We start from the raw sequence: 26,974 nt of genomic DNA, 5'->3' as shown, positions 1-26,974 counted from the left end.
GCCATATCTTCTATGGCATATGCGCAAACCTATACCCGCACTGAGACCATCACCTACTACGACAACACGTCCAAGTGGGTGCTGGGTCAGACGCAGAAGGTCATGTGCGTAGCCTCGATCCCCGCGAATACTGCCTGCGATGGCGGGTCCGATTCGGTGATGTCCGAGACGACCTTTACTGCTAATGCGCAGCCGGCCACGGTCAAGGAGTTCGGCAAGCTCAAACAGACCTTGACCTACAACGCCGATGGCACGGTAGCGACGGTCAAGGATGGCAACAACCGGACCACCACGCTCAGCAACTGGTACCGGGGCATTCCACGGGCAATCGGCTATCCGGACAGCACCAGCGAGTCTGCCGTGGTCAATGCACAGGGGTGGATCACCTCCACGACCGACGAGAACGGCTACGCTACCAACTACACCTACGACACCATGGGGCGCCTGGCCAGTATCGCCTATCCTACCGGGGACAGCGTTGCCTGGAACACCACCACGCTATCGTTCGTGCGGGTAACCGGCACCGAGTACGGAATCCCTGCCGGTCACTGGCGGCAGACAGTGTCCACCGGCAATGCCCGCAAGATCACCTACTACGATGCCTTGTGGCGCCCACTGGTGACGCGTGAATACGACACTGGCAACGAAACGGCGACCAAACGCTTCCAGCGATTTACCTATGACCACGAGGGGAGGGCGACATTTGCCTCCTATCCAGGGACAACGGACGCACTGAGCACGGGCACTTGGACGGACTACGATGCCCTGGGGCGAGTGACTTCGGTCTCGCAGGACTCCGAACAGGGACTGTTGACTACGCTGACGCAGTACCAGACCGGCTTCAAGACCAAGGTCACGAACCCGAAGGGCAACCAGACCACGACCAGCTTCATGGTGTACGACCAGCCCAGCTACGACTGGCCGGTGGCCATTACGCACCCTGCCGGGGCCTATACGCACATCAGCCGGGATGCATACGGCAAGACGACCAAGATACGCCGCAGCAACAGCAGCAGTCCGACCGGTGGCAGCTTGGCCGTCAATCGGACCTATACCTACAACAGTTATCAGGAACTGTGTCGTTCGGTCGAGCCGGAAACCGGCGCGACGCTGATGGGCTATGACGCTGCTGGCAATCTGAAGTGGAGCGCTGCGGGCTTGTCCAGCAGCCAAGCCTGCGAGACCAACGGTACCAGCACCAATGTGGCCCACCGACGTGTCGACCGCACCTACGACGCCCGCAACCGTCTGCTGACCCTCAGCTTTCCGGATGGCAAGGGTGACCAGACTTGGACCTATACCCCCGATGGGTTGCCAGCGACCGTTTCCGCTTCAAATCCGAATGTTGCCAACCCGTCCGTAACCGAGTACACGTACAACCGCCGTCGGCTTATGACCCAGGAACGGTTGAGTCATCAGGGCAATGGCAGTTACTGGGGCATCTGGTATGTCTATGACTCCAACGGACATCTGAGCAGTCTGACTTATCCCAGTAGCCTATCCGTTGGCTACTCACCGAATGCACTGGGTCAGCCGACCCGGGCCGGCAGCTACGCCACCGGCGTCAGCTATTACCCGAATGGGGCGATCAAGCAGTTCACCTATGGCAACGGCATCGTGCACGCGATGACCCAGAACGCGCGGCAGCTTCCCGCCCGCAGTACGGACTGTACGGTGGCGGGCGCGGATTGCCTCAGTGGCAACAAGCGTCTGGATTTTGTCTATGACTACGACTCCAATGGAAACGTAGCCAAGATTCAGAGCTACGACAACGCGTGGAGGACAAGGACGATGACCTATGACGGATTGGATCGACTGACCCAGACCGTTTCGCCATCGCAGATGTTCGGCACGGCCAGCTACACCTATGACGTGCTGGACAATCTGACCCGGGTGAACGTGAGTGGGGGCGCTGCGGCACGCGATCACTACTACTGTTACGACGGTACGACACGACGCCTATCGAACATCAAGACCGGTAGTTGCAGCGGCTCGACGGTGATCGGGCTGGAATACGACGTACAGGGCAATCTGTCCAACAAGAGCGGGCAGATCTACAGTTTCGACTATGGCAACCGTCTGCGCAGCGCTACTGGCAAGGAGTGGTATGCCTACGATGGGCATGGGCGCCGGATCTACAGTTGCTCACCAACGGCATGCGGCTCGCAGATGTACGGGTTCCAAGGCCAATTGCTATACATGAACGATAGCCGAAACGGCAAGCGGACGGACCATATCTATTTGGGCGGTAGCCTGGTGGCATTGAGGGAGCGACCGGTTAGCGGCAGTACGGTCACGGTGAAGTACCAGCATACCGATGCGCTGGGCAGTGCCACGGTAATGACCGATGTCAACAAGAACTTCGTGGAAAAGACGGATTACGAGCCGTACGGGAAGGTGTTGAACCGGGGGCTGCGAGATGATCCGGGGTATACGGGGCACATGGAGGATGCGGCTACCGGCTTAAATTATATGCAGCAGCGCTACTACGACCCGATGATCGGCAGGTTCCTGTCCGTTGATCCGGTCACCGCTTACAGCAATGGCGATATGCGGTTCTTCAACCGTTACGCCTACGCATTCAACAATCCGTATCGGTTCACCGATCCAGATGGGCGTTGTCCGGTATGCGTTCCGCTCGCCATTGTAGGAAGGCTTGCTGCCGGCGCTGCCCTTGGTGCTGTTGTGAACACAGGGGTTCAAATGGCAATGGGAGAGGGAACATTGAGACAGCGCTTTGACAATGTGGATGGTCGACAGGTCGCTGTCGCTGCTGGCGCTGGTGCGCTTAGTGGAGGTGTAAGTGCAATTGCCGATACTGCAAAGACTGTTGGAGGGGCTTTGCTGGCAAATGTGGTGGGAAATGCAGGAGTTGGTGCACTTGCAACACAGGTTAGCGCTCAGGTCGATGGTAAGACGGCTTCTGCATCTGAGGTGCTAAAGGGGGCGGCTTTGAGTGGCGGAACGGCTGGACTTGGGGCAGGAGTTGCTGCAGCGCCTGGCGCTATTGCAAAGACTGCGAGCGCCGGCATGTCGCAAACTCAGCGTACTGCAACTGCAAATCTACTCGGCGGAATTAAAAATGCTACTCCAGGATTCAAATACTCAAACCCAGTCCAAACCGGTGCTAACGCAGCTGGTGCAGCGGTAAGTGCGTCTGGCGATTTGAAGCCATTGATTGAAAAGAAGCAGCCATGAGAAGTGCAGGAATGAAAATTGTGAGAGGGGTGCTGATTTACTACGCGCAAGTAGCGGTGTTTGTTGTGGCGAGCTATGGTTTGATACGCCTGTTGTACGGGCGCACTGAACTTTCATTCCTTGAATGGGCGCTGATACTTTTTATTGCATTTACCCTTATCTATTTGCCGATCTTGGTTCGGGATTGTTGGAGAATGCGCAAAGCCAAGGCATAGCAAGCGTAGGGCGGGTCACAACCTGCGGTAATCCCCCCGCAGATTAGCTGGCGCCAGAAGTGGAATTTTCTCGTAATCTGACCTGAGGAGGTTCCATGAAGAAGCACGCCTAGGTTGGGGTGAGCCTGCGAACCCCAACATGAGCAAGTGTGTTCCTGGCTGGCGACAATGCCGGTTTGTTCGGCGCTTCAGAACCCGCGCTGGCTGATGCGATAGCGGTAGTCGTGATCCCACGCCATGCGCTGGAAGGTCTGGAGGGCATGGGCGACGAATGTATCGGTATGGCTGCCGCCGTGTTGCCGCAGCCACGCGCCCCCGGCCGCCTGCGCCTCGGCATAGGCCTCATCCCCGCCGGTGAACTCCCGCTGCGCCACTTCTTCGCCATCGCGCAGCATCACCAGCCGCCAACCGATGACCCGGGGCGGCAACGGCGCCAGCGGCTCTCCATGCAGCGTCAACCAGACGTCCTCCACCATCCGCATGACCGGATCGTCCTCGCACTCTTCACGGATCGGCTCGATGGTGTAGGTGTTGGCCATGTCAGTGTCTCCGTGCTTTGAAAATTCCATCTTGAGATAGAAGCATGAATTGGAGCGGTGCCGATTCGGCCGCTCGCCAAGGCGCTGCAGGCTGGTGTAGCGTGCATGTTCCGGCCTGCATAGGCCGGATTCGCCTCACAATCACCGGGTTTTTACCGCCAACCGTCTAACCTGATTCGACGTATGCCCCTGTACCGTTACAAAGCCCTTGACCCGCACGGCGAGTTGCTCGACGGCCAGATGGAGGCCGCCAGCGATGGCGAGGTGGCCGCGCGTCTGCAGGAACAGGGGCATCTGCCGGTGGAAACCCGGCTGGCCGGCGAGGTCGGCGGCGGGCGCTCGCTGCGCAGCCTGTTGCGGCCGCGGCCGTTTGCGGGGCAGCGGTTGACCCAATTCACCCAGCAACTGGCGACCCTGTTGGGCGCCGGGCAGCCGCTGGACCGTGCTCTGTCGATCCTGTTGGATCTGCCCGAGGACGACAAATCGAAGCGGACCATCGGCGAGATCCGCGAAGCGGTACGCGGCGGTGCTTCGCTGTCGAGCGCGCTGGAACGCCAGCACGGCACGTTCGGCCGCCTGTACGTGAACATGGTGCGTGCCGGCGAATCCGGCGGCAGCTTGCACGAAACCCTGCAACGGCTCGGCGACTACCTGGAACGCAGCCAGGCGCTGAAGGGGCGGGTGGTCAACGCGCTGGTGTACCCGGCGATCCTGGTGGTGGTGGTAGGCCTGTCGCTGGTGTTCCTGCTGGGTTACGTGGTGCCGCAATTCGCTTCGATGTACGAAAGCCTGGACGTGGCGCTGCCGTGGTTCACTCGCGGCATCCTGGCGCTGGGCATGCTGGTGCGCGACTGGTGGTGGTTGCTGGCGGCGCTGCTGATCGTCGGGCTGTTGTGGCTGGACCGTCGCCGTCGTGATCCGGCGTTCCGCGCCCGGTTGGACGAATGGCTGCTGCGGCGCAAGCTGGTCGGTCCGTTGCTGGCCAGGCTGGAAACCGCGCGGTTGGCGCGCACGCTGGGCACGCTGTTGCGCAACGGCGTGCCGCTGTTGTCCGCGCTGGGCATCGCCCGCAACGTGCTGGGCAACCTGGCGTTGTCGGCCGACGTGGCCGCGGCCACCGACGAGGTCAGGAACGGGCGCGGGTTGGCGACGGCGCTGGGCCGGGGTGGGCGCTTTCCGCGGCTGGCGCTGCAGATGATCCAGGTCGGCGAGGAATCCGGCGCGCTGGACACGATGCTGATGAAGACCGCCGAAACCTTCGAACAGGACACCGCGCAGATGCTGGACCGGTTGCTGGCCGCGCTGGTGCCGGCGATCACGCTGCTGCTGGCCGCGGTGGTCGGCATCGTGATCGTGGCGGTGCTGGTGCCGCTGTACGATCTGACTTCGGCCATCAACTGAACATGCGACACGCAGAACATACAGGGAGTCACGCCATGCATCCGCCTATCCACAGACACGTTCGCCGCCCCGTTCCCCGCATCGGCCGGGCGTGGCAGCGCGGTTTCAGCCTGCTGGAGATCATCATCGTGCTGGTGCTGATCGGCGGCATCCTGCTGCTGGTCGGCAGCCGGGTGATGGGCGGTGCCGACAGCGGTCGCGCACGACTAGCGCAATCGCAACTGGAAACGCTGGCTGGCAAGGTGGAAACCTATCAGCTCGACACCGGGCGGCTGCCGGAACGGCTGCAGGACCTGGTGACGGCGCCGTCCAGCGTCGGCGGCTGGCTGGGGCCCTACGCCAAGGCCACCGACCTGCAGGATCCGTGGAAGAACCCGATCGAATACCGCGTGCCCGGCGATGGCCGCCGCTTTGATCTGATCAGCCTGGGCGCGGACGGCCAGCCCGGTGGCGAGAGTTACAACGCGGATATCCGCAACCAGTGACCGGCTGCGATTGAGGTCGGTTGGCCAAGCATGACGAAGCGGCGCGCGCGCGGATTCACCTTGCTGGAAATCCTGCTGGTGCTGGGGCTGATCGCCGTGGCCGGCACGCTGGCGGCGTTGGCTTTCAGCGGCGGGTTGCAGGGCATGCAGTTGCGCAGCGAGGCGCGGCAGGTCGCCGCACAGTTGCGGCATACCCGCGCGCAGGCGATTGCCAGCGGGCAGCCGCAGCGGTTCGTCATCGATCCGATGCGCCACCAGTGGCAGGCGCCGGGGGAACGCAGCGGCAGGATTTCCGCGTCGCTGGCGGTCGGCTTCTACGGTGCGCGCGAGGCGCAGCCGCATGCGGGCGCCGGTGGCGTGCTGTTCTTTCCCGATGGTGCCTCCACCGGCGGTCGCGTTCGGCTGCAGGCCGGGCGCTCGGCCATCGACATCGACATCGGCTGGTTGACCGGCGAAGTGAAGATGGCGCGGGTGGATGCGGAGGCCGCGCGGTGAGTCGCGCCTCCGCGAGTGCCGTCTCCGTCAGGCGCCGCGCGCGCGGCTTCACCCTGATCGAAGTCATCATCGCCTTCGCCCTGCTGGCGCTGGCGCTGACCCTGCTGCTGGGTACGCTGTCCTCGGCCGCGCGCCAGGTCGGCGACAGCGATGGCGCCAGCCATGCCAGCCTGTACGCGCAGTCGCTGTTCGACAGTTTCGGGGTTGGCGAGCCGCTGCGCCCCGGCCGCAGCGATGGCGAGCTGGACGACGGGCGTTATCGCTGGACCCTGCAGGTGCAGCCATACGTCGATCCGCAGGCCGGCGATCCTGCCTTGCGCAACCCGTCGGCGCCGCGGCTGCTGCAGCTGGACCTGCAAATGCGCTGGGGCGATGCACCGCGCCAGCAGGCGCACTGGCGCACGTTGCGGCTGGTGCCGGCCGAGATCGACAGCGCGGGCACGCTGCCATGACGATGCGCGCGCGCGGCTTCACCCTGATCGAGGTGCTGCTGGCCACCGCCCTGCTGGCGGCCGGGCTGGCGCTGGCCTTCGCCACCTTGCGCTCGGCCACGCAACTGGTCGAGCGCGGCGAACGGATCGCGGCCGGCAACGAGCGCATGCGCGCCGCACAGGGGTTCCTGCGTGCGCGGCTCGCTGCGGCGCAGCCGATCACCTTCCATACCGACCCGGCCACGCGACTGGCTTGGCGTTTCGTCGGCGAGCCCCGACGCATGCGCTTCGTGTCCGATCTGCCCGATTATCTGGGCCGCGGCGGTCCCTACCTGCATGACCTGAGCGCCGATGACGACGGCCGGCTGCTGGCGTCGTTCGCGATGGTGCAATCCGGCGAGCAGGTACAGGAAGCATCGCCGCGCGCGCCGGAGCCGCTGGCCGAAGGATTGCGCCAGGTGCGTTTCCAGTACCGGGGTCTGGACAGGAATGGACAGCTGGGCGAATGGGAGGATCAGTGGCGGGCGGGGGAACTGCTGCCGGTGCAGGTGCGGATCGATGTCGAAACCGCCGATGGCAAGCGCTGGCCGCCGCAGGTGATCACGTTGGCGCTGGGCGATGGCAGTCAGGCAGGCCTGGACGGCACCGGAGCGTCGCCATGAAGTCGCGCGGTGCGGCCCTGGTGCTGGTGCTGTGGCTGGTGGCGATGCTGACCGCGCTGATCGGCGGTTTCGCGCTGTCGGCGCGGGTCGAGGCCTTGCAGGGCAAGCTGTTGCGCGACGGCGTGGCTGGCGAGGAGATCGCCCGCGCCGGCATCGAATACGCGCTGGTGCGGCTGGTCGACGAACAGCCGAAGACACGCTGGTTGCCCGATGGTCGTGCCTATGCCTGGCATTTCGCCGACGCCGAGTTGCGGATCCGGATCGTCGACGAAACCGGCAAGGTCGATCTGAACCAGGCCGATGTCGGCCTGCTGTCGGCGTTGATGCAGGTGCTGGGCAGCGAGCCGGCGCAGGCCGAGGCGGTGGCCGCGGCCATCGTCGACTGGCGCGACGAGGACAGCCTGACCCAGCCGGTCGGCGGCGCCGAAGACCCCGACTATGCCGCCGCCGGCCTGCCTTACGGCGCCAAGGACGCGCCGTTCGAGACCGTGGCCGAGGTCGAGCAGGTGCTGGGGATGACCCCGGAACTGTTCGCGCGGATGCAGCCCTTCCTGACCCTGCACGCCGGTCGCGTCATGCCCGATCCGAATCTGGCGCCGGAACCGGTATTGCGGGCGCTGGGGCTGGACCCGGCCGAATATGAAGCACGCCGGCAGGCCGCGGACATCGACCCGGCGATGCAGCAATTCATCGGCGCCGGCAGCGGAACCTATAGTATCGAGAGCCGCGCGCGCTTGGCGGACGGACGCACGACCGTGCTGCGGCGGGTCGTGCGTGCCGGCAGCGGGCCGATTCCCGCTTCCGCTTACGTGACCCTGCGCCAGGACTCCGGTTTCGATCCCCGATGAACGCCTCCGCCGACAACATCCCGAGCCCTTCCGCCGGACCCTCGCTGGCCGGACGGTTGCGCGAGTACGCGGCGCTGGGTCGCAGGTTCCTGTCCTGGTGGCGCGACAACCTGGTGGCCTGGCTGCCCCGGCGCTGGCAGGCGCTGCTGGGGCTGGCGCCGGACCGGCTGCTGCTGCGGGTCGAAAACGGAGAATTGTCGATCCGCCGCGAACAGGGCGACGGCACAACCGACCGGATCGCGTTGCCGCTGCCGCCGGAGCCGCAGGCGCTGCGCGCCGTGCTGGACCATCCGCGCCTGACCGGGCTGCCACGCTGGCTGGTCTTGCCGGCCGCGGACGTGTTGCGCCGACACCTGCGCCTGCCGCAGGCGGCCGCCGAACGCCTGCGCGACGTGACCGGCTTCGAGATCGATCGGCAGACGCCATTCGCGGCGGCCGATGTGTGCCACGACGCCCGCGTGCTGCAGCGTCGTGCCGACCGGCAACTGGACGCGGAGCTGGTGGTGGCGTTGCGGGCAACGGTGAAACACGCCGTGGATGCGCTGGGCGAGGCTGGCGCCTCGCTGGCCGGGATCGACGTGGTCGAGGCCGATGGCGTGCTGCTCGGGGTCAACCTGCTGGACCCGGCGGCCCGCAGCCATGGCGTGCATCGTGCGCGGCGCTGGAACCTGGCGCTGGCCGCCATCGCAGCCATCGCCCTGATCGCCGCGGCGTGGCAGATGCTGGACAATCGCCGCGCCGCGGCGCGCGAGTATTCGGCGCGGGTCGAGGCTTACGCGGAACGTGCGCGGCAGGTTGCCGGCCAGCGGCAGCAACTGGCCGATCTGGTCGAAGGCACCGTCTTCCTTGACCAGGCTCGGGCCGGGCGGCCGACCACGGTCGAAGTACTGGACGAACTGAGCCGACGGCTGCCAGACGACACCTGGTTGGAGAAAGTGTCGATCGAAGGCGATCGGCTGCTGCTGATCGGCTACAGCCGCGAGGCCTCGGCGCTGGTCGGCAAGCTGGACGGCTCGGCGCTATGGAAGTCGGCCGCGCTGACCGGCGCCGTGCAGCCCGACCCGCGCAGCGGCCGCGACCGCTTCAGCCTGACCGCGCAACTGGTCGCGCCGGCCGCCCCGGCGACGCAGGACGGAGGCGCCGATGGCGGTCGCTGAACGCATCTCCGGGATCGGTCGCGACCGCTGGCTGGCGCTGGGGCTGCTGCTGGCGGCGCTGGCCCTGGTCTATCTGCTGTTCGTCCACCCTTGGTGGACGCGACCGATGCTGGAGGCCGATGCGCAGGTGGAACAGGCGCGCCAGCGCGAGTTGCGCGTGCGCATGCAACTGCTGCAGGCGCCGGAGATCGAGCAGCGACTGGCCGAGGCGCGCACGCAATCGGCGACCCACCCCGGCTTCCTGCCCGAGGCCACCGTGGAGCAGGCCACGGCCGGCCTGGTCAAGCGGCTGGAAACGGTGGTGGCCGACGCCAGCCCCGGCAACCGCAGTTGCGCGATCAGCAACCGTTCGCCGTTGAATGTGACCGCCAGCGGCCGTTTCCAGCAGGTGGCGGTGCAGGTGCGCCTGCGTTGCGGCGTGCCGCAGCTGGCGGCGGCGTTGCACGCGCTGGAAAGCGGCTCGCCACGGCTGTTCGTCGACAACCTCAACGTGCTGACCCAGCGCGGGTATCCGGGGCAGGCGGTGGCCAGCGGCGGGCTGGACGTCAGTTTCGACCTGTTCGGCTACCTGCGCCCGTCGGCAACCAGTGCAGCGGCGATGGACGCGAACGGGAATGGAGGCGCCGATGATGCGCCTTGAGACGATCGCCCCGCGCACCTGGTTGCTGCTGTCGATCGCCGCCTGGTCGGTCGTGGTCTGGGGCCTGGCGCTGTTCGGCCTGGGGGGACGGATCGTGCCGTTGCCGCTGGACCCCGATCAGGTCGCGAACCTGCCGCACTGGCAGTCGCCGCCGCCGGAGCGGCTCGGGTCGCTGGATCAGTATCCGGACTTCGGCTCGCGTCCGCTCTACTTCGAAGGGCGGCGGCCGTTGCCGTTCTTCATCGAAGGCGCCGACGACGGCGCGCCGCGCGAGTTCGATTACCGGCTGAGCAGTGTGCTGATCACGCCCGGCCTGCGCATGGCGATCCTGGCCGGGCAGGACGGACAGCGGCTGCGGGTCCGCGAGGGCGAGGCAGTGCAAGGCCTGCCGAACTGGCGACTGCAGCAGGTGCAGCCGCGCAGCGCCGTGCTGGAAGGCCCGGACGGCACGCGCACGCTGGAGCTGGAGGTCTTCGACGGGGTCGGCGGCGAGGCGCCGACCGTGCTGGCGGTGCGCCCGGCGCCGGCGACTCCGGCACGCCGCGCTGCGGAAACACCGGCGTCGTCGCCTGCGCCGCCGCCCGGAGCGGTGACGGATGCCGCGGCGCCCCCCGGCACGCCGGCCACGACGGCACCGGCCGCCGAGGCGCCGGCGATGACCACCGAGCAGCAGATGGACGCCATCCGCAAACGCATCGAAGCCCGCCGCCGGCAGATGCGTGAATCCCCGGCTTCACGGCCTTCCCCCGCCCCGACACGGTAAAGTGCAGATTCCATGAAGTTTCGCCACGTTCCATCGATCTTCCTGTGCGGCCTGCTGGCCGCGTGCGTCAGTGCGCCGGTGCCGGAGGTGCGCCGCGACGCCGATGTGGTGCAGGGGACTGCCGCCGACGGCGCCCAGACCCTGCCGTTGCCGTCCGCACCGGAGCCGGTCGCCGGGCCGCAGGCGCAGATCCGCCGCGGCAACGGCCAGGTGATCAATCGTGCCGCCGCGTCCGCGCCGCTGCCGTCGCCGTCGGCGGCCAGCAGCGGCAGCGCGACCTTCAATTTCGAAGGCGAATCGCTGCATGCGGTGGTCAAGGCGATCCTCGGCGACATGCTGGGGCAGAACTACGTGATCGCGCCGAATGTGCAGGGCACGGTGTCGCTGGCCACGCCGCGCCCGGTCAGTCCGGCGCAGGCGCTGACCCTGCTGGATCAGGTGCTGGCGCAGAACAACGCGCGCATGGTTTACAGCGACGGCCGCTACAACATCGTTCCGGCCGACCAGGCGCTGACCGGCAGCGTCGCTCCGCGCACCGGCGGCGCGGCCAATGCTCGCGGCTATGAGGTCAGGGTGGTGCCGCTGCGGTTCATCTCGGCCGCCGAAATGAAGAAGGTGCTGGAGCCGTACGCACGCGCCAACGCCATCGTCGCCACCGATCCGGCGCGCAACCTGATCACCCTGGCCGGAACCCGCAGCGAACTGGACAACTACCTGCGCACGGTGGAGATCTTCGACGTCGACTGGCTGAAGGGCATGTCGGTCGGGGTGTTCCCGCTGCGCTCCGGTCGCGCCGGCAAGGTGGTGGCCGACCTGGAGAAGGTGTTTGGCGAGGACAGCAAGACGCCCAGCGCCGGCATGTTCCGCTTCCTGCCGCTGGAAGGGGCCAATGCGGTGCTGGTGATCACCCCGCAGTCGGCCTATCTGGATGAAATCCAGTCCTGGCTGGACCGCATCGACGGTGCCAGCGACGGCGCACAGTTGTATTCCTACGAGCTCAAGTACATCCGCGCCCGCGACCTGGCCGACCGCCTGGCCGAAGTGTTCGGCGGCGGCGGTGGCGGCAGCAGTGGCGACAGCGGCAATGTGTCGCTGATGCCGGGCACCAGCCCGGTGCAGATGAACGACAGCGGCCTGGACGGACGCGACAGCAGTGTCGATTTCGGCAATGGGTCCTCGTCGTCGGGGTCGGGTACTGGCGATTCGATGTCGCTGAATCCGCGCAGCGGCGGCGGCAACGGCCGGGTGACGCTGGAAGTCGACGGCGATCGGGTCGGGGTGTCGGCAGTGGAAGAAACCAACACCCTGCTGGTGCGCGCCAGCGCCGGCGCGTGGCGCTCGATCCGCGATGTGATCGAGAAGCTGGACGTGATGCCGCTGCAGGTGCATATCGAAGCGCAGATCGCCCAGGTGTCGCTGGAAGGCGAGCTGAGCTACGGCGTCAACTGGTATTTCGAAAATGCGGTCACTGCCGCTGTCGACGATGGTGGCGCCGGCCTGGCCAGCGCGCTCGGTCGGCCGATCTGGGGCGATATCGCCGGCAGCGTCACCGGTGCCGGGGTGGGCTGGACCTTCCTCGGCAAGAATGCCGCGGCAGTGATCAGCGCGCTGGACAAGGTCACCAACGTGCGCATGCTGCAGACACCGTCGATCTTCGCCCGCAACAACGCCGAAGCCATCCTCAACGTCGGCAGCCGCATCCCGGTCACCTCGGTGACGGTCAACTCCGGCCTCAGTGACAGCAGCTACAGCTCGGTGCAGTACCTGGACACCGGCGTGATCCTGAAGGTGCGGCCGCGGATCACCCGCGACGGCATGGTGTTCCTGGACATCGTGCAGGAAGTCAGTTCGCCGGTCGGACAGCCGGACGAAAACGGCAACTACACGATCAAGAGCCAGAAGGTGAAGACCGAGGCGGCGGTGCACGAAGGCGACACCATCATGCTGGCCGGACTGATCGAGGACAGCGTCAGCGACGGCAGTTCCGGCTTGCCGGTACTGAGCCGCATCCCGCTGATCGGCGGCCTGTTCGGCAGCAAAAGCACCAGCAACAACCGCAGCGAAACCATCATCCTGCTGACGCCGACCATCGTCCGCGACCCGCAGGAAGCGCGTCAGCTGACCGACGAATACGGACAGCGGTTCCGCGCGCTGGAACCGTTGCATCCACCGCGCAAGCAGTGAGCCAGGCGCCGGCGCTGCCTGTCGTGCTGTTGCCGGTGGGCGTCGACGACGACGCCCTCGACGCCTGTCTGGCCGCGCTGGACGCCGGCACCCCACCGCGGACGCGGGTGTGGCTGGCCGACGACGCCCAGGCCGGGCCGCGCGGCTTGGCGATCATCGAACGCTGGCTGCAGCGCACGCCGTTGCAGGCCGAATACACGCGCCGCCAGCAGGTGATCGGCGAGGTGGCGCACCTGGACGAAATGCTGCGGGTCTGCGCCGGCGACGACGTGGTGGTGCTGGCGCCCGACGCGCAGCCGCTGTCGGGCTGGCTGCTGCAGCTCTCGGCCTGCCTAGCGCGCGATGCCGCCATCGCCACTGCCACGCCGTGGTGCAACGCCGGCGAATCGGTGTCGTGGCCGCGGCTGGGCGACGTTTCGCCGCCGCCGCTTGATTCCGAGCGTACCGCGCTGGCCTGTGCGGCGATGCCGCCGATCCATCCGGAGATTCCGGCTGCGGTCGGTCACGCGGTGGCCTTGCGCGGCAAGGCACGCCAGCGCGTCGGCGGACTGGACGCCAGCAGCTACGCTTCGTGTTATGCGGCGCTGATCGACCTGTCGCTGCGACTGGCCGGACTGGGCTGGCGCAACGTGCTGTGCGAAACCGCCTTCGTCGCCCGCGGCGGCGAAGGCGGCCCCAGCGATGGCGACATGGACGTGCTCAACGCGCGCTGGCCAGCCTGGAACGCGCGCATGGCCCAGTTCCTGATGCAGGACCCGCTGCACGAGCAGCGCGAACGCCTGGCCTCGCTGTATGTCGATGCCGGCGCCCCGGAGCGGCAGCGTGAACTGTTCCTCTGAATCCGCGGACACCATCGCCGCCGTCGTGGTCAGTCACCAGAGCGCCGAAACCATCGGCGACTGTCTGCAGCGTCTGCGCCAGGCTCAGGGTGTCGGCGAAATCCGGGTGGTCGACAACGGCTCGGATGATGGCACCCTGGAGATCGTGCAGCGGCTCGCGCTCGTCGACCCGCGCCTGCATTTCATCGGCAATCCGGACAACCCGGGCTTCGCCGTGGCCTGCAACCAGGGCGCGACCGATTCGCAGGCGCCATGGCTGGCCTTCGTCAATCCGGACCTGCTGGTCGAACCGGACACGCTGGCGCGATTGCGTACGCACGCCGTCGCGTCCGGCGCCGCGCTGCTGGGCGCCGACCTGGTCGACGAAGCCGGCAATCATGACGTCGCCGCGCGCCGCCGCGATCCCGACTTCGCCGCGATGCTGGCCTCGCCAGCTGCGGCACGGCTGGGACTGGCGGCGGACCCGGCGCTGGTCGTGCAGCCGGTCGATGCGGTGTCCGGCGCGCTGATGCTGACGCCGAGGCCCTGGTTCGAACGCGTCGGCGGCTTCGACGAGGGCTACCGGCTGCACGCCGAGGACCTTGACCTGTGTCGGCGCATCCGCGAGGCAGGTGGCCAGGTGGCGGTTGCCAACGACATTGCAGTACTGCACGTGCGCGGTGTTTCCAGCCGCGCCCGGCCGCTGTTCGTCGAGTGGCACAAGCACCGTGGACTGTGGCGGTATTTCCGCAAGTTCGAGTCGCCACGGCGCGGTGTGGCGACTCGCCTCGCGGTATGGCTGGCAATCTGGGCGCGGTTTCCGCTTGCGGCTCTGAAACGCATCCTGGACCGCTAGGAGCAGCGTCAGCCGCGACCGGGTTTTCAGGGGTAGGCCACTCGCGGCTGACGCCGCTCCTGCCCCTTTGCCGCAAGAGGCCTACTTCAGTGCCTTGAACCGCAGCCGATGCGGACCGGCGTCGTCGCCGAGGCGGCGCTTCTTGTCTTCCTCGTACTCGCGGTAGTTGCCCTGGAAGAATTCCACGTGCGAGTCGCCTTCGAAGGCGAGGATGTGGGTGGCGATGCGGTCCAGGAACCAGCGATCGTGTGAAATGACGAAGGTGTTGCCGGGGAACTCCAGCAGCGCGTCTTCCAGTGCGCGCAGGGTTTCGATGTCGAGGTCGTTCGACGGTTCGTCCAGCAGCAGCACGTTGCCGCCCTGCAGCAGGGTCTTGGCCATGTGCAGGCGGCCGCGTTCGCCGCCCGACAGCGAGCCGACCATCTTCTGCTGGTCCTGGCCCTTGAAGTTGAAGCGGCCGATGTAGGCGCGCGACTGGATCTCGGTGCCGTTGATGTTGAGGATGTCCAGGCCGCCGGAGATTTCCTGGAAGACGTTGTGGTTGCCTTCCAGCTTCTCGCGGCTCTGGTCCACGTAGGACAGCTGCACGGTCGGGCCGATGACGATTTCGCCGGAGTCCGGCTTTTCATGCCCGGTGATCATCTTGAACAGGGTCGACTTGCCGGCGCCGTTGGGGCCGATGATGCCGACGATCGCGCCCGGCGGCACGATCATCGACAGGTTGTCGATCAGCAGGCGGTCGCCGAACTTCTTGCTGACGTTCTTGAACTCGATCACCGAGTTGCCCAGGCGTTCGCCCGGCGGGATGAAGATTTCGTTGGTCTCGTTGCGCTTCTGGTAATCGACCGACTGCAATTCCTCAAGTCGCGCCAGTCGCGCCTTGCCCTTGCTGCGGCCGCCCTTGGCGTTCTGCCGCGACCATTCCAGTTCTTTCTGGATCGCCTTCTGCCGAGCCTTCTCCTGGTTCTCTTCCTGCTTCAGGCGCTCGTCCTTCTGCACCAGCCAGTCGGTGTAGTTGCCCTTCCACGGAATGCCGCGGCCGCGATCCAGCTCCAGGATCCACTCGGCGGCGTTGTCGAGGAAGTAGCGATCATGGGTGACCGCCACCACGGTGCCGGTGTAGCGGGCCAGGAACTGTTCCAGCCATTCCACCGACTCGGCGTCCAGATGGTTGGTCGGTTCGTCCAGCAGCAGCATGTCCGGCTTCTGCAGCAGCAGCCGGCACAACGCCACCCGGCGTTTTTCGCCGCCGGAGAGCTTGCCGATCACCGCATCCCACGGTGGTAGGCGCAGCGCGTCCGCAGCCACTTCCAGCTGGTTCTCCAGCGTGTGCGCGTCGCCGGCGGCAAGGATCGCCTCCAGCCGCTCCTGCTCCTTGGCCAGCGCATCGAAGTCGGCGCCTTCCTCGGCATAGGCGGCATACACGGCGTCCAGCGCGGCCTGCGCCTGCAGCACGTCGCCGACGCCTTCCTCCACCGCTTGGCGCACGGTCATCTCGGGATCCAGCTGCGGTTCCTGCGGCAGGTAGCCGACCTTGATCCCGGGTTGCGGACGCGCTTCGCCTTCGAAGTCGGTGTCCACCCCGGCCATGATCTTCAGTACGGTCGACTTGCCGGCACCGTTCAGGCCCAGCAGTCCGATCTTGGCGCCGGGGAAGAAGCTCAGCGAGATGTCCTTGATGATCTGCCGCTTGGGCGGAACCACCTTGGACACGCGGTTCATGGTGTAGATGTATTGCGAAGACATGCAGGCTCCGGAGGCATGCGCCGCCGCCCGTGCGGACAACGGGCGCAACGGCAAAAGGGATGCGCCAATTATAGCCGCTGGCTGGCAGATGAACGCGGTCCGGGCGATCCGGCGATAGCAGGCTGGGGTTCAGACGCCGGGCGCATCATCGAAGCGTGTCAATCAGTTTGGGGGTCGCTATGAAAACCAATCGAATCGCCCTGATCGCCCTGTCGGCCGTACTCGCTGCCGCCACTGCCGTTCCGGCCATGGCTCGCGACCATGACCGTGGCCGCGGCAACGATCGCCAGAGCCACAGCCAGTCCGACAAGGGTCGCCACGACGACCGCTATTCGCGCAGCAACGACAGGTCGCGCAACAACGACAGGAACCGTCGCAACGACCGTCGTCATGACGATCGCAGTCGCTACTACGCCGACCATCGCGACTACCGGGCACCGACCCGTACCGTGGTCTACAAGCAGCGGCCCGTGCGTACCGTGGTCTATCGCCCACCGACCCGTACCGTCGTCTATCGTCCGGCGCCGCCGGCGTATGGCTGGCGGCGCGGCGTGCGCTATTACGACTACGGCTATGCGCCGACCTACGTGGTCAACGACTACTACCGCTACGGCCTGCACCATCCGCCGCACGGCTACTACTGGCGTCGCAGCGACGCCGGCGACTACCTGCTGGTGGCCATCGCGACCGGCATCATCGCCGACCTGATCCTGAACCGCTGAACGGATCGGGATTTGCTCCCCGCAAGCGCGCCTCCGGGCGCGCTTGTCGTTTTGGAAGACATCGGCTCAGACCTGGCCCATCAGCGACTGCACCAGCAGGCTGCTGACGGCGACCGCGACCCAGGTTCCCAGGCCCAGCAGCAACGGTCGCGGGCCGGTCGCGGCCATCCGGCGCAGGTCGGCCGACAGGCCGATGGCGGTCAGCGCCACCACGATCAGGAAGCCGGCGGCCAGGTGCAGCGGTTCCTGAAGCGCCACCGGTACCGCGCCGGCGCTGCGTAGCGCCGAGGCCAGCAGGAAGCCGAGGATGAACCACGGAAAGATCCGCATCAGGCTGAAGTCGCCGCCACCGCGCCGATGCTGGCGCCAGGCTTCCCACAGGGCCAGCACCAGGCAGATCGGGATGATCAGGGTGGCGCGGGTCAGCTTGACGATGGTCGCGTAATCACCGGCGGCATGGCTGTACTGGTAGCCAGCGGCGACCACCGACGAGGTGTCGTTGATCGCGGTGCCGGCCCACAGCCCGAAACCCGCATCGGACAACTGCAGCAGGTGCCCCAGCCACGGGAACAGCAGCACCGCGACCAGGTTGAACAGGAAGATTGTCGAGATGGCGAAGGCGGTGTCGTGTTCGTCCGGCTTGACGATCGGGGTGACCGCGGCGATCGCCGAGCCGCCGCAGATGGCGGTACCGACGCCGATCAGCAGGCTCAGCTTGCCATGCACCTTCAGCAGCCGGCCCAGCCCCCAGGCCACCAGGAAGGCCGTGCTCAGCGTGATCATGGTGACCGCCAGCGAGTCCAACCCGGTCCGCGCCACCTGGCCCAGGTTGAGGCCGAAGCCGAGCATGATCACCGAAGCCTGCAGCACGTACTTGCCGGTGAAGCCGACACCGGACGCGAAACGGGCGCCGGGGCGGAACAGGTTGCGCACCAGCATGCCCAGCACGATGCCGAATACCGCGCCGCCGACCAGCGGCAAGGCCCGGCCCAGGCCCCAGGCCAGCACCGCCAGCGCAAGGCTCAACAACAGGCCGGGCCACAGCGAAGGCGCACGAGGGGAGGCGGGAGTCGTGTCCATGCAAGTACTCAGGAGGATCGGGAGGCGCCAGTGTCCGCCGGCTTCATATTCAATAAAAGTTTCAATTTCTTACTTGATAGGTAAGATTATCTGATGATTCATGTCAGTCCACGCCAACTCGAGGTGTTCGTGCAGGCCGTGGCCGGCGGCAGCCTGCGGGCGGCCGCCGAGGCGCTGCACCTGACCCAGCCGGCGGTCAGCATGGCCCTGGCCGACATGGAGCGGCTGCTGGGCGGACAGCTGTTCGATCGTCGGCGTGGGCGCCTGCATCTCAATGCCCGCGGTCGCGAAGTGCTGCCGCTGGCGCAGGAGCTGCTGGAGCGCCATGCCGAACTGGTGGCGGTGGCGGCCGACGGTGGCGGGCCGCATGGTGAACTGCGCATCGGCACCAGCAATACGGTCGGCAACTACCGGGTCGGGGAACTGCTGGGCGAGTTCGTCCGCCGCCACCCGGACGCCGGGGTCAACCTGCAGGTCGGCAATACCGGGGACATCGCCCAGGCGGTACGGGAGCACCGGCTGGACGTGGGCTGCGTGGAGGGCCCAGTGATCCACGCCGAACTCGAGTTGCTGCCCTGGCGCGAGGACCGCCTGCAGATCTGCGTGGCGCCCGATCACCTGCTGGCCGGACGCAGCGGCCTGGAGCCGGCCGATTTCGCCGACCAGCGCTGGATCCTGCGCGAACCCGGTTCGGCCACCCGCAGCCTCAGCGAGCAGGCGCTGGCGCGGTTGCCGGCGCCGCAACGGGTGCTGCAGCTGGACCAGACCGAAGCGATCAAGCAGGCGGTGGCGGCCGGGTTGGGCATCGCCTGCCTGCCCGAGGTCGCGATCCTCGACGCGGTGGCGGCCGGTCGCCTGTGCGCGCTGCAGACGCCGTTCCTGCAGCTGCAGCGCACGTTGTCGCTGCTGCTGCACCGGGGGCGCTATCGCGGCGCCCTGCTGCGGGCCTTCCTGCAATCGCTGCAACTACCGTCGGCTGGCTGAAACGGACTAGAAACGGCCGAATTGGTCGCCGGCAGCGGCGGGGAATACAATTCGACATCCCATCCCCTGCGCCTTGGCCGGCGCCCGACCCCGGAGTGACGATGTTCCCGCGCGATGCCCGCATTGAAGGTTACGACCCCGAACTGGCCCAGGCTATCGCCGACGAGCGCCAGCGCCAGGAAGACCACGTCGAGCTGATCGCCAGCGAGAACTACGCCAGCCCGCGCGTGCTCGAGGCCCAGGGCAGCGTACTGACCAACAAGTACGCCGAAGGCTATCCGGGCAAGCGCTATTACGGTGGTTGCGAGTACGTCGACGTGGCCGAGATGCTGGCCATCGAGCGGGTCAAGCAGCTGTTCGGTGCCGACTACGCCAACGTGCAGCCGCACAGCGGCTCGCAGGCCAACCAGGCGGTGTATCTGGCGCTGTTGCAGCCGGGCGACACCATCCTGGGCATGTCGCTGGCCCACGGCGGCCACCTGACCCACGGCGCCAAGGTCAACGTGTCCGGCAAGCTGTTCCACGCAGTGCAGTACGGCGTCGACGACGACGGCCTGATCGATTACGACGAGGTCGAGAAGCTGGCACTGGAACACAAACCGAAGATGGTGGTGGCCGGGTTTTCGGCCTATTCGCAGGTGATCGACTGGGCACGCTTCCGCGCCATCGCCGACAAGGTCGGCGCGTATCTGTTCGTCGACATGGCCCATGTCGCCGGCCTGATCGCCGCCGGCGTCTATCCTAATCCGCTGCCGCATGCGCACGTGGTCACCAGCACCACCCACAAGACCCTGCGCGGCCCGCGCGGCGGCATCATCCTGGCCAAGGGTGCCGACGAGGATCTGGTCAAGAAGCTGCAGAGCATCGTCTTCCCCGGCATCCAAGGCGGCCCGCTGATGCACGTGATCGCGGCCAAGGCGGTGGCGTTCAAGGAAGCGCTGGAGCCGGAATTCGCCGCCTACCAGCAGCAGGTGGTGAAGAACGCCAAGGCGATGGCGAACACGTTGATCGCGCGCGGTTACAAGATCGTGTCCGGCGGTACCGAGAACCACCTGATGCTGATCGACCTGATCGGCAAGGACGTGTCCGGCAAGGACGCGGAAGCGGCGCTCGGCAAGGCTCACATCACCGTCAACAAGAATTCGGTGCCCAACGACCCGCGCAAGCCGTTCGTCACCTCCGGCCTGCGTATCGGTACACCTGCAGTGACCACGCGTGGCTACAAGGAACCGGATTGCGTCGCGCTGGCCGAGTGGGTCGCCGACGTGCTCGACAAACCGAACGACGAGAACGTGATTGCCGGGGTGCGCGAGAACGTAACCCTGCAATGCAAGCAGTTCCCGGTATACGAATGAGAAGCGAGGAACGCGTGGAGAGAAACGAGGAATGAGTGCTAGCGCCGCCACTCGTTTCTCACTCCTCTTCGCTCTACACTGATCCTATGCATTGCCCTTTTTGCCAGCACAGCGACACCAAGGTCATCGATTCGCGCGCGTCGGAAGACGGTGCGACGATCCGTCGCCGGCGCGAATGCGAGGCTTGCGGCGAGCGCTTCAGCACGCTGGAAACCATCGAACTGAAGCTGCCGGCGATCATCAAGGGCGACGGCCGCCGCGAGGCGTTCGACGCACGCAAGCTGCGGTTGAGCATGGAGCGCGCGCTGCACAAGCGCCCGGTCTCCGAGGAGCAGTTGGAAGCCGCGATCCGTTCGGTGGTGCACCAGGTGCGGATGAGCGGCGAACGTGAATTGCCGTCGCGCCGGATCGGCGATTTCGTCATGGCCGAAATGCGCAAGCTGGACCACGTCGGCTACGTGCGCTTCGCCTCGGTGTACCGCAGCTTCGAGGACGTGGCCGATTTTCGCGAGGAAATCGAGATGCTGGAACGCGACCTGCCAGTCGGCAGCGAGCAGTTGCCGCTGCTGCAGGCCGATGTGATCCCGATCGACAAGAAGTCGGGCAAGAACGGCAAGCGCTGATCGCTTGTCCTTCTGTCGCCAGAGAGCCGGATCGTCAATCCGATGAGTGCATTCACCGCGATCGATCACGAGTGGATGACCCGCGCGCTGCGTCTGGCCGAACGCGGCACTTACACCACCAAGCCCAATCCGATGGTCGGCTGTGTCATCGTCCGCGACGGCGAGATCGTCGGCGAAGGCTGGCACCAGCGCGCCGGCGGCCCGCATGCGGAGATCCATGCGCTGCAGGCGGCCGGCGAGCACGCCCGCGACGCGACCGCCTACGTCACCCTGGAGCCCTGCGCGCATGAAGGCCGGACCGGACCCTGCGCCGATGCGCTGATCGCGGCCGGCGTCGGCAAAGTGATCGCGGCGATGCGCGACCCGTTCCCGAAGGTCGATGGTGCCGGTTTCGACAAGTTGCGCGCGGCCGGCGTCGAAGTCGCAAGCGGCTTGCTGGAAGCGCAGGCTAGGCAACTCAACGCCGGCTTCTTTTCGCGCATCGAGCGCGGTCGGCCGTGGGTGCGGGTCAAGCTGGGCACCAGTCTGGACGGGCGCACGGCGATGGCCGATGGCGACTCCAAGTGGATCACCGGCGAGGCTGCGCGGCGCGACGTTCACCACTGGCGCGCCCGCAGCGGCGCCATTCTGGCCGGTGCCGGCACCGTGTTGCAGGACGACCCGCAACTGACCGTGCGTCTGGAAGACGGTCGCGATTTCGTGCCGCCGCTGCGGGTGATCCTTGATCCGGGACTGGCCACCGTTGCCCGCGGCCGTGTGCGCGAAGGCGATGCGCCCACGCTGTACGTGCATGCGCCCGATGCCAAGCCGCCACGCGAATTGCAGGCGCAGCGCGTGGCGGTGCCGGTTCGCGACGGTCGCTTCGACCTGCATGCGGTGCTGGCGCTGCTGGCCGCGCGCGAGGTCAATGAGGTGCAGGTCGAATCCGGCGCCACCCTGGCCGGTGCCTTGCTGGCCGAAGGACTGGTCGACGAGGTGCTGCTGTACGTGGCACCGGTGCTGCTGGGCGAAAACGCGCGTCCGCTGTTTGCCGGGCTGGGCATCCAGGCCATGGCGCAGCGGTTGCAGTTGCAGGCCGTGGAAACCCGCCAGGTCGGAGCCGACACCCGCCTGCTGTTGCGGCCAGGCTCTCCATAGGAGCGGCGTAAGCCGCGCCGGACTTTCATCGGAAAGCTTCATCGCGGCTTACGCCGCCCCTACCAAGAGGGCGGGCGTGGAATGCTCCGTCGCGTCCAGCGCCGCAGGGCCGGGTGGTAGAATGCGCTCCGCCGGTTCGCCGGCATCCATGACGTCTTCAGGGCGGGGTGCAATTCCCCACCGGCGGTAGGCGCGGCTTTCATCGAAAGCTCCGCGCAAGCCCGCGAGCGCTTCGGCCCCTTCGGGCGGAAGGTCAGCAGATCCGGTCCGATGCCGGAGCCGACGGTCACAGTCCGGATGAAAGAAGACGGCGCATGTCGCGTTCCGCATTGCGGGGCGGTCATGCCTGCGCCCTGGGGGCGTTCGCGCATTCGTCATTGCGGAGAACGTTCCATGCCTCTTTTCATCGTCGCCCTGTTCCGTCGCTTCCGGCCGGAGGCGCGCTGACATGTTCACGGGCATCATCGAAGGTGTCGGCCGGCTGGCTGCGCGTCAGGATCTGGGCGGCGACGTGCGCTTCACGTTCGAAACCGGCAGTCTGCCGTTCACCGACGTGCGGATGGGGGAGAGTATCGCCGTCAATGGTGTCTGCCTGACCGTGGTCGAATTCGACACCACCTCGTTCCAGGCTGACGCGTCGAAGGAAACCCTGTCGCTGACCACGCTCGGCGCGCTGTCGATTGACGCGGCGCTGAACCTGGAACGAGCGATGCGTCCGACCGATCGATTCGGTGGGCATCTGGTCAGCGGCCATGTCGATGGCTGCGGCAAGGTCGTTTCGATTGCCGAAGACGCACGCGCTCAGCGCTGGCGCTTTTTCGCACCGGCCGCGCTGCTGAAATACGTGGCGAAGAAGGGCTCGATCTGCGTCGATGGCGTCAGCCTGACCGTCAACGCCGTGGACAGCGAAGGCTTCGAAGTCGCGCTAATCCCGCACACGGTGGCGCAGACGCGCTTCGCGCAGACTGCCGTCGGTGACGCGGTGAATCTGGAAATCGATCTGGTCGCGCGCTACGTCGAGCGCCTGTTGGGCGAAAGGAGCGCGTCATGAACTTCGCCTCCATTCCCGAATTGCTTGATGAAATCCGTGCCGGTCGCATGGTGGTGATCGTCGACGACGAGGATCGCGAAAACGAGGGCGACCTGATCATGGCGGCCGAACAGGTGTGCCCGGCCGACATCAATTTCATGGTCACCCATGCGCGCGGTCTGGTCTGCCTGTCGATTCATCGCGAGCGCGCCGCCCAGCTCGGGCTGGCGCCGATGGTCCAGCGCAACACCGCGCAGTTCCAGACCAATTTCACCGTCAGCATCGAGGCCGCCGAGGGCGTGACCACCGGCATTTCCGCCCATGACCGCGCGCACACCATCCGCACCGCAGTGAAGCCGGATGCGCGGCCATCCGACCTCAGCCAGCCGGGGCACATCTTTCCGCTGGTCGCCCAGCCCGGAGGCGTGCTGACCCGGGCCGGGCATACCGAGGCGGCCTCCGACCTTGCGCGGCTGGCCGGATTCGAGCCGGCCGGGGTGCTGGTCGAAGTGCTGAACCCAGACGGCAGCATGGCGCGGCGACCGCAGCTGGAGGTGTTCGCCCGCGAGCACGGCCTGAAGATCGGTTCGATTGCCGACCTGATCGCGCACCGGTTGCATACCGAGCACACCGTCGAGCGCATCGACGAGCGCGATATCGACACCGAATTCGGCCCGTTCCGGCTACTGACCTACCGCGACCGCATCGCCCACGACCTGCACTTCGCCTTGGTCAAGGGCCAGCCGACGGCCGAGACCCCGACCCTGGTGCGGGTGCAGGTGGAGAATCCGCTGGCCGATCTGCTGCATTGGCGGCGCGAGGATTTCGGCGTGGCTGCCACCGACGCGCTGCGTGCGATCCAGGCCGAAGGGCAGGGGGTGATGGTGGTGCTGAGTGAGCCGCGCGACGGCGATGCCCTGCTGGCGCGGTTGCAGGCCAGGCCGGAGCGGCGCGATGCCCGCGACGTCGGCCAGCGGCGGCGCAACGGCGCCGGCGCGCAGATTCTGGCCGACCTCGGCCTGGGCAAGCTGCGCGCGCTGGGCACGCCGCGCCGGCAGATCGGCCTGGCCGGTTTCGGGCTGGAGGTGGTCGAATGGGTCGGGGCGTCCGCAGCGGCCCCGGCTTGTTAAACTGCGCTGCCCCGTCCGATCGGCGACCCCATGACCCATTACGAAGGCGATCTGCGTGTCAACCCGGACGCGCGCTTCGCGATCATCGCCAGCCGCTGGAATGCCCGTATCGTCGATGCGCTGGTGGCCGGTGCGCGACAGAGCCTGGCCGACAACGGCATCGATGAGGCGGCGGTGGACGTGATCCGGGTGCCGGGGGCGTGGGAAATCCCGGCGGCGGCGGCGCGTGTGGCCGCTGCTGGCCGGCACGCGGTCATCATCGCCCTCGGCTGCGTGGTGCGCGGCGATACCCGTCATTACGAACACGTCGCCGACGGTTGTGCCGATGGCCTGATGCAAGTGTCGCTGCGGTCTGGTTTGCCGGTATTGAACGGTGTGCTGGCGGTCGAAGATATCGTCGATGCCGAGCGTCGTGCCGGCGGCAGCCACGGCAACAAGGGCGAGGAGGCCGCGCTGGCGGCGATCGAGATGGTCAACTTGCTGGAGCAGCTGTCTTGAATTCGCGGCGCAAGGACGGCATCGACCCGGTGACCCGCGCGCGCGCGCGCCGGCGTGCGTTGCAGGCGGTCTATGCCTGGCAGGTGTCCGGCGGCAACGCGCAGCAGGTGATCGCCCAGTTCGCCCACGAGCAGGCGCACGAAGTGGCCGACCTGGAATACTTCGAGGATCTGGTTCGCGGCGTGCTGGCGCATTGCGCCGAGCTGGACGCCGATCTGGCCGAGTACCTGGACCGCACGGTGGAGGAAGTCGATCCGGTCGAGCGCGCGGTGCTGCGCATCGCCACCTACGAACTGCGTCACCGGCTCGACGTGCCGTATCGCGTGGTGCTGAACGAGGCGGTGGAAATCGCCAAGCGCTTCGGCTCCGAGCACGGCCATACCTACGTCAACGGCGTGCTGGACCGGGCGGCGATGCAGTGGCGGCCCGCCGAAACCGGCGCCCGAGCCGGTTGAACGACGCGGCGCGGCCGGCATGGCAGCCCACGAATTCGACCTGATCCGGCGCATCCGCGAACGCGTCGCCAAGCGCGACGATGTCGTGCTCGGCATCGGCGACGATACCGCGCTGTTGCAGCTGCCGCCGGATCGGCAACTGGCGGTCACCACCGACACCCTGAATGCCGGCGTGCATTTCCCGATCGATACCGCTGCCGCCGACATCGGCTGGAAGGCGCTGGCGGTCAACCTGTCCGATCTGGCGGCGATGGGCGCCGAACCGGCCTGGTGCACGCTGTCGCTGTCGTTGCCGCAGATCGACGACGACTGGCTGGACGGTTTCCTGCAGGGTTTCTTGTCGCTGGCCGAACGACATGGTGTCGCCCTGGTCGGCGGCGACACCACGCGCGGACCGTTGTCGGCCTGCGTGACCGCGATGGGAACGCTGCGCCCGGGCGCAGCCCTGCGCCGGGCCGGTGCGAAGGTCGGCGACGATATCTGGGTCACCGGCACGCTCGGCGACGCGGCGGCGGCACTGGCCTTGTTGCAGCAAGGCGAGGCGCCGGATGCGACGCTGCGCGAACGACTGGACCGGCCGACGCCGCGGGTCGCGGCCGGCATGCGTCTGGCCGGGCTGGCGCATGCCTGTGTCGATGTCTCTGACGGACTGTTGGCCGATCTGGGCCATGTTTGCGAGGAAAGCGGCGTTGGCGCCGAAGCCCGCATCGACGCCTTGCCCGCTTCGCCGGCCCTGCTGCAGATCGGCGCCAATTCGCGCAGCGCCTGGCAGGCTGGTGGTGGCGATGACTACGAACTGTGCTTCACCGCATCGCCGCAGCTGAGCGAAGACATCCAGCGGGCGATGGATTTCGCCGAAACCGCAGTCACGCGCATCGGCAGGATCGTTGCAGGGCAAGGCGCGCGTGCGCTCACCGCGCATGGCCACGAATGGGAGCCGCCACTGCTGGGCTACGAGCACTTCGCGCGCTAGCGTGGATCGTGCGTGCGCGGCGATCGCGTCATCAGCCGCCAGAGCATGGCGCCGGTCAGCATCGGCAGCCAGACCCAGCGCAGTTCCGACAGCAGGGTCGCCAGTCCGCGCGCGCTGAAGAAGCCGTTGGCAAACGGCGACACCAGGATCGGTCGCCACGGTGCGAACAGGCGTTCGTTGCTCCAGGGCCAGTACAACGCCACCCCCAGTCCGCCCGAGGTCATCGCATCGAGTAACGGATGCGAAAGAGTGCACAGTCCCAGCCACAGCCCGGCTTGCAGTGGGGTACTGCGCAACGGTCGCGCGCACACGGCGCCGAGCGCGGCCAGGATCAGCGCGAACAGCAGCGAATGGCTGGCGCCACGATGGCCGAAGGCGTCTGCGTAGGGAATCTTCAGGGCGAAGGCCAGCACGTCGGCATCCGGCAGCATCGCCGCGGCGATGCCGGCCAGCAGCAGCCGGCGCGGGATGACCGGTTTGCCGTCGCGACGGCCGGCCGCCAGGCTCATTGCCAGCGGCACTACCGCATGAGTGAGGATGCTGGGCATG

Annotated in this window: 28 protein-coding genes and 1 riboswitch; of the genes, 24 read left to right on the top strand and 4 right to left on the bottom strand. The window is 66.8% G+C overall.

The genetic code is table 11. From position 1 onward, the window contains the following. The first annotated feature begins 159 nt into the window (after nt 1-159). Both CSC70_RS12505 and CSC70_RS12500 read left to right on the top strand, forming a co-directional pair. Nucleotides 160-3,198, top strand: coding sequence for an RHS repeat-associated core domain-containing protein (locus CSC70_RS12505; protein WP_211369485.1), 3,039 nt, complete (start codon nt 160-162; stop codon nt 3,196-3,198). An 11-nt stretch (nt 3,199-3,209) separates the two neighbouring features. Then, nucleotides 3,210-3,413: a hypothetical protein gene (locus CSC70_RS12500; RefSeq protein WP_162456971.1), complete on the top strand. Its 204-nt coding sequence runs from the start codon at nt 3,210-3,212 to the stop codon at nt 3,411-3,413. Between the two features lie 188 nt (nt 3,414-3,601). On the opposite strand, the gene CSC70_RS12495 is transcribed toward CSC70_RS12500, so the two are convergent. Continuing rightward, nucleotides 3,602-3,952: a hypothetical protein gene (locus CSC70_RS12495; RefSeq protein WP_162456970.1), complete on the bottom strand. Its 351-nt coding sequence runs from the start codon at nt 3,950-3,952 to the stop codon at nt 3,602-3,604. Between the two features lie 183 nt (nt 3,953-4,135). On the opposite strand from CSC70_RS12495, the gene xpsF reads away from it, so the two are divergent. Genes xpsF through CSC70_RS12435 form a run of 12 tightly spaced genes read left to right on the top strand, consistent with a single transcriptional unit; the run spans nt 4,136 to nt 14,692 of the window. After that, nucleotides 4,136-5,353, top strand: coding sequence for a type II secretion system protein XpsF (gene xpsF, locus CSC70_RS12490; protein WP_162456969.1), 1,218 nt, complete (start codon nt 4,136-4,138; stop codon nt 5,351-5,353). Nucleotides 5,354-5,388: 35 nt separating this feature from the next. Beyond that, nucleotides 5,389-5,838 carry a type II secretion system major pseudopilin GspG gene (gene gspG / locus CSC70_RS12485; RefSeq protein WP_162456968.1) on the top strand — a complete coding sequence of 150 codons (450 nt, stop codon included), beginning with the start codon at nt 5,389-5,391 and terminating at the stop codon, nt 5,836-5,838. Nucleotides 5,839-5,868: 30 nt separating this feature from the next. After that, nucleotides 5,869-6,333, top strand: a complete 465-nt coding sequence (gene xpsH / locus CSC70_RS12480; protein ID WP_162456967.1) for a type II secretion system protein XpsH — start codon at nt 5,869-5,871, stop codon at nt 6,331-6,333. After that, on the top strand, nt 6,330-6,785 hold the full coding sequence (gene xpsI, locus CSC70_RS12475; protein ID WP_162456966.1) for a type II secretion system protein XpsI: 456 nt from the start codon (nt 6,330-6,332) through the stop codon (nt 6,783-6,785). Before xpsH ends, xpsI begins: the two co-directional genes overlap by 4 nt. Continuing rightward, complete coding sequence (locus tag CSC70_RS12470; protein WP_162456965.1) at nt 6,782-7,426, top strand: prepilin-type N-terminal cleavage/methylation domain-containing protein; 645 nt, start codon at nt 6,782-6,784, stop codon at nt 7,424-7,426. The genes xpsI and CSC70_RS12470 overlap by 4 nt, the downstream gene beginning before the upstream one ends. Then, nucleotides 7,423-8,274 (top strand): type II secretion system minor pseudopilin, encoded by an 852-nt coding sequence (locus CSC70_RS12465; protein ID WP_162456964.1) that lies wholly within the window; start codon nt 7,423-7,425, stop codon nt 8,272-8,274. Before CSC70_RS12470 ends, CSC70_RS12465 begins: the two co-directional genes overlap by 4 nt. Continuing rightward, nucleotides 8,271-9,431, top strand: a complete 1,161-nt coding sequence (locus CSC70_RS12460; protein ID WP_162456963.1) for a PilN domain-containing protein — start codon at nt 8,271-8,273, stop codon at nt 9,429-9,431. The genes CSC70_RS12465 and CSC70_RS12460 overlap by 4 nt, the downstream gene beginning before the upstream one ends. Then, on the top strand, nt 9,418-10,071 hold the full coding sequence (gene gspM / locus CSC70_RS12455) for a type II secretion system protein GspM (RefSeq protein ID WP_162456962.1): 654 nt from the start codon (nt 9,418-9,420) through the stop codon (nt 10,069-10,071). Before CSC70_RS12460 ends, gspM begins: the two co-directional genes overlap by 14 nt. Continuing rightward, on the top strand, nt 10,058-10,834 hold the full coding sequence (locus CSC70_RS12450) for a general secretion pathway protein GspN (RefSeq protein WP_162456961.1): 777 nt from the start codon (nt 10,058-10,060) through the stop codon (nt 10,832-10,834). The genes gspM and CSC70_RS12450 overlap by 14 nt, the downstream gene beginning before the upstream one ends. Before the next feature lie 12 nt (nt 10,835-10,846). Then, the gene (gspD, locus tag CSC70_RS12445) at nt 10,847-13,018 is read left to right on the top strand and encodes a type II secretion system secretin GspD (protein ID WP_162456960.1); all 2,172 of its coding nucleotides are present in this window, start codon (nt 10,847-10,849) and stop codon (nt 13,016-13,018) included. Next, nucleotides 13,015-13,857 carry a glycosyltransferase family 2 protein gene (locus tag CSC70_RS12440; RefSeq protein WP_246189428.1) on the top strand — a complete coding sequence of 281 codons (843 nt, stop codon included), beginning with the start codon at nt 13,015-13,017 and terminating at the stop codon, nt 13,855-13,857. The genes gspD and CSC70_RS12440 overlap by 4 nt, the downstream gene beginning before the upstream one ends. Further along, the gene (locus CSC70_RS12435; RefSeq protein ID WP_246189427.1) at nt 13,841-14,692 is read left to right on the top strand and encodes a glycosyltransferase family 2 protein; all 852 of its coding nucleotides are present in this window, start codon (nt 13,841-13,843) and stop codon (nt 14,690-14,692) included. Before CSC70_RS12440 ends, CSC70_RS12435 begins: the two co-directional genes overlap by 17 nt. A gap of 81 nt (nt 14,693-14,773) precedes the next feature. Here CSC70_RS12435 and ettA read toward each other — a convergent pair whose 3' ends face one another. Continuing rightward, complete coding sequence (gene ettA, locus CSC70_RS12430) at nt 14,774-16,438, bottom strand: energy-dependent translational throttle protein EttA (protein WP_162456958.1); 1,665 nt, start codon at nt 16,436-16,438, stop codon at nt 14,774-14,776. A gap of 179 nt (nt 16,439-16,617) precedes the next feature. Here ettA and CSC70_RS12425 point away from each other — a divergent pair, with 179 nt between their 5' ends. After that, the gene (locus CSC70_RS12425) at nt 16,618-17,160 is read left to right on the top strand and encodes an RcnB family protein (protein ID WP_162456957.1); all 543 of its coding nucleotides are present in this window, start codon (nt 16,618-16,620) and stop codon (nt 17,158-17,160) included. 66 nt (nt 17,161-17,226) lie between these two features. On the opposite strand, the gene CSC70_RS12420 is transcribed toward CSC70_RS12425, so the two are convergent. Next, entirely contained in the window at nt 17,227-18,240 is a 1,014-nt protein-coding gene (locus CSC70_RS12420; protein ID WP_162456956.1) for a YeiH family protein, read from the bottom strand. 93 nt (nt 18,241-18,333) lie between these two features. On the opposite strand from CSC70_RS12420, the gene CSC70_RS12415 reads away from it, so the two are divergent. The 9 genes from CSC70_RS12415 (at nt 18,334) to thiL (ending at nt 26,425) form a co-directional block, all read left to right on the top strand. Beyond that, nucleotides 18,334-19,224: a LysR family transcriptional regulator gene (locus CSC70_RS12415; protein ID WP_162456955.1), complete on the top strand. Its 891-nt coding sequence runs from the start codon at nt 18,334-18,336 to the stop codon at nt 19,222-19,224. Nucleotides 19,225-19,325: 101 nt separating this feature from the next. Next, the gene (glyA, locus tag CSC70_RS12410; protein WP_162456954.1) at nt 19,326-20,579 is read left to right on the top strand and encodes a serine hydroxymethyltransferase; all 1,254 of its coding nucleotides are present in this window, start codon (nt 19,326-19,328) and stop codon (nt 20,577-20,579) included. A gap of 86 nt (nt 20,580-20,665) precedes the next feature. Beyond that, complete coding sequence (gene nrdR, locus CSC70_RS12405) at nt 20,666-21,202, top strand: transcriptional regulator NrdR (RefSeq protein ID WP_162456953.1); 537 nt, start codon at nt 20,666-20,668, stop codon at nt 21,200-21,202. A 42-nt stretch (nt 21,203-21,244) separates the two neighbouring features. After that, complete coding sequence (gene ribD, locus CSC70_RS12400; protein ID WP_162456952.1) at nt 21,245-22,339, top strand: bifunctional diaminohydroxyphosphoribosylaminopyrimidine deaminase/5-amino-6-(5-phosphoribosylamino)uracil reductase RibD; 1,095 nt, start codon at nt 21,245-21,247, stop codon at nt 22,337-22,339. A gap of 149 nt (nt 22,340-22,488) precedes the next feature. After that, nucleotides 22,489-22,652: riboswitch (FMN riboswitch) on the top strand. Nucleotides 22,653-22,787: 135 nt separating this feature from the next. Then, nucleotides 22,788-23,390 (top strand): riboflavin synthase, encoded by a 603-nt coding sequence (locus CSC70_RS12395; RefSeq protein WP_162456951.1) that lies wholly within the window; start codon nt 22,788-22,790, stop codon nt 23,388-23,390. Beyond that, entirely contained in the window at nt 23,387-24,499 is a 1,113-nt protein-coding gene (gene ribB, locus CSC70_RS12390) for a 3,4-dihydroxy-2-butanone-4-phosphate synthase (RefSeq protein ID WP_162456950.1), read from the top strand. Before CSC70_RS12395 ends, ribB begins: the two co-directional genes overlap by 4 nt. A 30-nt stretch (nt 24,500-24,529) precedes the next feature. Next, nucleotides 24,530-24,997, top strand: a complete 468-nt coding sequence (gene ribH / locus CSC70_RS12385; RefSeq protein ID WP_162456949.1) for a 6,7-dimethyl-8-ribityllumazine synthase — start codon at nt 24,530-24,532, stop codon at nt 24,995-24,997. Continuing rightward, nucleotides 24,994-25,452, top strand: coding sequence for a transcription antitermination factor NusB (gene nusB, locus CSC70_RS12380; RefSeq protein WP_162456948.1), 459 nt, complete (start codon nt 24,994-24,996; stop codon nt 25,450-25,452). The genes ribH and nusB overlap by 4 nt, the downstream gene beginning before the upstream one ends. A gap of 19 nt (nt 25,453-25,471) precedes the next feature. After that, nucleotides 25,472-26,425: a thiamine-phosphate kinase gene (gene thiL / locus CSC70_RS12375; protein ID WP_162456947.1), complete on the top strand. Its 954-nt coding sequence runs from the start codon at nt 25,472-25,474 to the stop codon at nt 26,423-26,425. Here the strand turns inward: thiL and CSC70_RS12370 are convergent. Next, nucleotides 26,422-26,973, bottom strand: coding sequence for a metal-dependent hydrolase (locus CSC70_RS12370; protein ID WP_162456946.1), 552 nt, complete (start codon nt 26,971-26,973; stop codon nt 26,422-26,424). The two genes, thiL and CSC70_RS12370, sit on opposite strands and share 4 nt — an antisense overlap. Between the last annotated feature and the right edge of the window lies 1 nt (nt 26,974).

It is taken from the genome of Pseudoxanthomonas kalamensis DSM 18571 (assembly GCF_010211745.1).
Taxonomy (GTDB): domain Bacteria; phylum Pseudomonadota; class Gammaproteobacteria; order Xanthomonadales; family Xanthomonadaceae; genus Pseudoxanthomonas_A; species Pseudoxanthomonas_A kalamensis.
Note: the sequence above shows the minus strand (reverse complement) of the source record. Positions and strands in the feature narration are given on the sequence as shown.